This window comes from Rhizobium phaseoli, assembly GCF_010668805.1.
Lineage (GTDB): Bacteria > Pseudomonadota > Alphaproteobacteria > Rhizobiales > Rhizobiaceae > Rhizobium > Rhizobium phaseoli_A.
Genome location: NZ_WUFT01000062.1, coordinates 1 through 599, shown reverse-complemented (window position 1 = coordinate 599; position 599 = coordinate 1). Strand labels below are relative to the sequence as shown.

1 protein-coding gene is annotated in these 599 nt (G+C 58.3%); it reads right to left on the bottom strand.

Annotation, left to right across the window (positions count from 1 at the left end; translation table 11 throughout):
• A partial coding sequence (locus tag GR197_RS31375; RefSeq protein WP_204330498.1) for a formyltetrahydrofolate deformylase occupies positions 1 to 599 on the bottom strand: 599 nt, incomplete at both ends.

The following is a 599-nucleotide window of genomic DNA, read 5'->3' as shown; positions in this document are numbered from 1 at the left end:
TAGGCCTGCTTGTAGGGGTTGGCGCCCTTGAAGCTCGGCAGGAAGGAATGGTGGATGTTGATGATCTTGCCCGACATCTTCTGGCACATCTCGTCCGACAGGATCTGCATGTAGCGGGCGAGCACGATCAGCTCGGTGCCGGTCTGCTCGGCCACCTCCATGATACGGGCTTCGGCCTGAACCTTGTTGGCCTTGGTGACCGGAATATGGTGGAAGGGGATGTCGTGGTTGACCACGACCTTCTGGTAGTCGAAATGGTTGGAAACGACGCCGACGATGTCGATCGGCAGCGCGCCGATCTTCCAGCGATAGAGCAGGTCGTTGAGACAATGGCCGAAGCGCGACACCATCAGCAGCACCTTCATGCGCTTCTCGCTGTCGTGAAACTCGTAATCCATCGAAAAGGGGGCGGCGACCGGTGAAAAATCGGCGCCGATCTCGGTGCCCGAAAGACCCTCTTCCGAGATGAAGCTGACGCGCATGAAGAACTTGCCGGTATCGAGATCGTCGAACTGCGAGCTGTCGATGATGTTGCAGCCCTTGTCGGCCAGATAACTCGAAATCGCCGCCACGATGCCGCGCGTCGACTTGCAGGATAC